4 protein-coding genes are annotated in these 4,600 nt (G+C 50.3%); all 4 read left to right on the forward strand.

The features are described 5' to 3' along the window. Positions 1-900: phospho-N-acetylmuramoyl-pentapeptide-transferase (mraY, locus tag ACR0P9_RS08035; RefSeq protein WP_432619026.1), on the forward strand; the 900-nt coding region annotated here is incomplete at its 5' end. A 248-nt stretch (positions 901-1,148) separates the two neighbouring features. Beyond that, positions 1,149-2,204 (forward strand): FtsW/RodA/SpoVE family cell cycle protein, encoded by a 1,056-nt coding sequence (locus ACR0P9_RS08040; protein WP_432619032.1) that lies wholly within the window; start codon positions 1,149-1,151, stop codon positions 2,202-2,204. 24 nt (positions 2,205-2,228) lie between these two features. Continuing rightward, on the forward strand, positions 2,229-3,353 hold the full coding sequence (murG, locus tag ACR0P9_RS08045) for an undecaprenyldiphospho-muramoylpentapeptide beta-N-acetylglucosaminyltransferase (RefSeq protein WP_432619028.1): 1,125 nt from the start codon (positions 2,229-2,231) through the stop codon (positions 3,351-3,353). Then, positions 3,350-4,537 carry a cell division protein FtsQ/DivIB gene (locus tag ACR0P9_RS08050; RefSeq protein WP_432619030.1) on the forward strand — a complete coding sequence of 396 codons (1,188 nt, stop codon included), beginning with the start codon at positions 3,350-3,352 and terminating at the stop codon, positions 4,535-4,537. Before murG ends, ACR0P9_RS08050 begins: the two co-directional genes overlap by 4 nt. The last annotated feature ends 63 nt before the right edge of the window (positions 4,538-4,600 follow it).

The raw sequence follows: 4,600 nt of genomic DNA on the forward strand, positions 1-4,600 counted from the left end.
ACGATGGGCGGCTTTATGTTCATCATTAGTATCACCGTTGTGACGATCGTCGTTAATGTGACGCTGGTACATGCGCTGTCCATTCAGTCGTTTACCGTTCTGCTGCTGTCGCTGTGCTATGGTCTCATTGGATTTATTGATGACCGCACCAAGATTCGCAAGGCAGAAAATGAAGGCTTGACGTCCAAACAGAAGTTCGCACTCCAGCTTGTACTGGCGCTTGTTTTCCTGTCTGTACTGCACATGGGCGGGTATCTGCTGCCGAGCCTGTACATTCCGTTTGTCGGCGTTTCGCTGAATATTCCGTGGCTGGTATATATTATCATCGCGGCGTTTATCATGGTCGGCTGCAACAATGCAGTCAATCTGACCGATGGTCTGGATGGTCTTGCCGCAGGCGTGACCCTGCCGGTTGCCGTTTACTTTATCGTGATTGGCGTGATTTCCAATAATATGCCGGTCATTGTCTTTGCTTCGGCACTGGCAGGCGGTCTGGCTGCATTCTTGATCTTCAACTTCAATCCGGCAAAGGTATTTATGGGCGATACCGGTTCGCTGTTTCTCGGCGGTGCGGTTGCTGGTCTGGCGTTTGCCTGCGATCAGCCGATTGCCCTCGTGTTTGTCGGTCTGATTTACGTCATTGAGACCCTGTCGGATATTTTGCAGGTTTCCTATTATAAGGCAACCAAGAAGCCGGTACTGGATGAAAATGGTCAGCCGGTACGCGATGCCAAGGGCAATATCAAGATGCAGGGCAAGCGTATCTTCAAGAAGGCACCGATTCATCATCATTTCCAGCTGTGCGGTTGGAGTGAGAAGAAAATCGTGCTGATTTTTGCCGGTATCACGGTAATCATGTGCGTGCTGGCATACTTTGGCACGGCACCGCACTATCTGTAAGTTTACACATGATTTGAGGAAAGACGGAGGTGATTTCCATGGCCTTTGCTTCAAGGGAGAAGCGCAATACTCGAGCGGTCAGCCGGACGGCATCCCGTGATCTGACGAAACAGACAGAAAGACGAAGAAAGAAGGCGCGGAAAGCACAAGAGCTCCAAGCACTTCTTTCGCGTAATCCCTATACCAAACAGTTGTATATTTGGTATGAAAGAGAAAAAGACAAACGAGCAGATGCTCCGTTGCTGCTCGTGACATTTATGCTGCTGGCAATCGGATTGATTGCGCTGCTGTCTGCCAGTTATCCGAAAGCATATTACAGTTCCTCTACCGGACCGTTTCATTATTTTATCCGTCAGGCAATGTTTGCGGCGGTCGGTTTGGTGCTGATGTATTTTGTTTCATGCTTTCCGTACTGGAAATATAAACACTGGGCACTGCATTTGTATGTCCTGTCGGTATTTTTGCTGATTGTCGTATTGACGCCGCTCGGCACGTCACTGAACAGCGCACAGCGCTGGCTGTTCGGCTTTCAGCCGTCAGAGATTGCGAAACTGGCAGTTATGATTTTGTTTTCCAAGCTGGCAGCAAAGAATCCAAAATCCGTGCACCGCATCAAGGATTTGGCGTTTTATGCGCTGCTTGTTGCGCTGCTCATCGGCCTGCTGGCACTGGAGCCGCACATGTCTGCGGCAATGATTATTACCATTGTTGCATTTTCTATTTTGTTCGTGGCAGGCATGAAGGTGTGGTTTTTGGTTCCGCTGGGCGGTGCCGGAGCCGTGATTGCTGTGATTGCCTTTTTCAAGCTGTCGCATGTCAACACGCGATTCAAAGTATTCTTAGACCCGTTCAGCGATGCCCGCGGCAAGGGCTATCAGATCGTACAGTCGCTGATTGCGATTGGATCGGGCGGACCGTTCGGCTTGGGTCTGGGTCAGAGTCGGCAGAAGTTCCTGTATCTGCCGGAGCCGTTTAATGATTTCATCTTTTCGGTTGTCTGTGAAGAGCTGGGCTTTATCGGTGCCACACTGATTTTGGGACTGTTTGCTTTCTTTGTCTATCGTGGATTCTCGATTGCCAAGCGGGCGGGAAGCCGATTTGGCTCCTATCTTGCAACCGGCATTACGATGCAGTTCGCGTTTCAGATTTTGCTGAATCTCGCCGTTGTCACCGGTCTGTTTCCGGTAACCGGCGCATCTCTTCCGTTGTTCAGTTACGGCGGCACGGCGCTAGTCATGCAGCTGCTGGAAATCGGTATATTACTCAATATTTCAAGAAACATTCCGCCATCAAAGAAACAATGATGAGAAGAAAAGGGGTAGCTTGATATGAAATTGCTTATTACAGGCGGCGGCACGGGCGGCCATGTCAATCCGGGTCTTGCCATTGCAAAATATGCACAGTCTCGCCGCAACGATGTAGAAATCCGTTTTGCCGGCACATCGACCGGTATTGAATCCAAGCTGGTGCCGCGCGAGGGCTACAAGCTGTATACTGTTGATGTGCGCGGACTCAAGCGTTCCATGTCTCCGTCTGCCGTGCTGTATAATATTGCGACACTGCAAAAATCTCTGACGGCGACATCCAAGGCAAAGAAGATTCTGCGCGAGTATCAGCCGGATGTTGTTGTAGGCTGCGGCGGTTACGCGAGCTATCCGATGGTACATGCAGCACAGCAGCTGCATATTCCGACCGTGCTGCTCGAAGTCAATGCATTTCCGGGTGTTGTCACGAAATCCTGTGCGAAAAAGGCGGATCGCGTGCTGATTAGCTTTGAAAATACGCGCGAGCTGCTGGAAAATCGTCCGAATATCCGTCTGACCGGTGCGCCAGTGCGCGGCGAAATTATTTTTGCCGATCGCGCGAAGGCGAGAAAGAAGATGAAGCTGGTAGATGACGAAAAATTGGTTGTTTCGTTCTGGGGCAGCTTGGGTGCGCTGTACATGAACCGCCATATGGCAGGATTTATTGAGCTGGAGAGTCAGCACGACAGCTTCCGTCATATCCATGCGACTGGTACCGCTGCGTACAAGTGGCTGCCGGACAGCATCAAAGAAAAGGGTGTGGATCTGGACAAGCATCCGAACATTGAACTGCGGGAATACATCTACGATATGGCAGATGTCATGGCAGCAGCAGACCTCGTCATTTGCCGCGCTGGTGCAGCAACACTGGGAGAACTGTGCGTACTGGGCAAACCGTCGATTATCGTACCGTCTCCATATGTCGCAGAGAATCATCAGGAGAAGAATGCGCGTGCGCTGGAGCAAAAGGGTGCATGTAAGGTCATCACAGAGCCGGAGTGCACACCGGAAAAGCTGTACCAGGCTGTGACAGAGCTGCTCAATGATGATGAAAAGCTGGCAGAAATGGGACGCTGCGCGAAGACGATGGCGATTGTGGATTCCAGCGAAAAAATCTATCAGTATATTCTGGAGGCTGCACGAAAGTGAGAGACAGCAGGCGAAACAGCCGGAACACCCCAAGACGTTCGTCTCGAACGACGACATCGTCTAATCAACCGCCGCGCCGTGTGCCGCAGAGCCAATCGGGGATGCAGCGCACAGGTGCGCGGTCTCGCCGCGCCATTCGGGAACGGCAGAGAAAAAAACAGCGCAGACGGCTGCTGTCGCGCATCTGTATTGCAGTACTTGTGTTGCTTGCTGTGATTTTTGCTCCGACGATTTTCTTTCAGGTATCGACGATTGATGTGAGCGGAGATACGCGATACAAGAGCGAAGAGCTGATCAAGTCTACTGGTGTCAAAGAGGGAGACAATATGTTTTTCTTGGATACCAAGCAAATTGCAGAGGACTTGAAAAAAGAATATCCGTATTTGGATACCGTCAAGCTGCACCGCAAGATGCCAAGCACGCTGCAAATTGAAGTGACAGATCGCACCGAAGCGTTGTCTTTGGAACAGAATGGCAAATATTTTGTTCTGGACTTGACGGGAAAGGTGCTGGAAGAGAAAAAATCCGCAGCTAAAAATACGGCAACGGTCACGGGCATATCTACAAAGGGCTTGGAAGTCGGCAATACCATTGATGAGAACAAGCAGGATAAAATCGCTTCAGTCATCAAGCTGCTGGAGCTTGCCGATGCCTATGATATGAAAGCGCATATTAAGACGATTGACGTGGAAAAGGCATATGACGTTCGCATCACGTATGACAAGCAGTACACCATTTTGCTCGGTGCGTTAGAGGAAAGCAATATAGAACATAAGATTCAGTTCCTCAAGGCGATTCTCAAGGAGCCGTCTTTGCCGGATACCGGTGTCATTGATTTGACTGATGAAAAGGAAGCGCGCTACCGTCCGACAGAGGACACGACCGAAGATGTTGTCGTAGACGAAAAAGCACTGGAAGAGGCTGCTGGAGATACCAAGACCGACAGTACAGACAGCACGGATTCGTCGGATGAGAAACAGGGCACAACTTCTGACAGCTCGGACAGCACGACAAGTTCCGATTCGTCCGAACAGAATGCTGAGACTAGCAGTTCTTCTACAGAGAACGCTGACAGCAACGCGTCGGACAGTTCCGGCAAAACTTCTAGTGATAAGACGAGCAGTGACAGCGGGACAGACACGGAATCGTCTTCCAACAGTTCATCTGATGCAGCCATTGATTGACAGGAGCAGTGTTCGGTTAAAAAATAAGAACTTTTTTTGAAGAATGTACCTTCTTGTCTTGCC

Origin of the sequence: Butyricicoccus sp. (assembly GCF_050872565.1) — a bacterium.
Taxonomy (GTDB): Bacteria; Bacillota; Clostridia; order Oscillospirales; family Butyricicoccaceae; genus Butyricicoccus_A.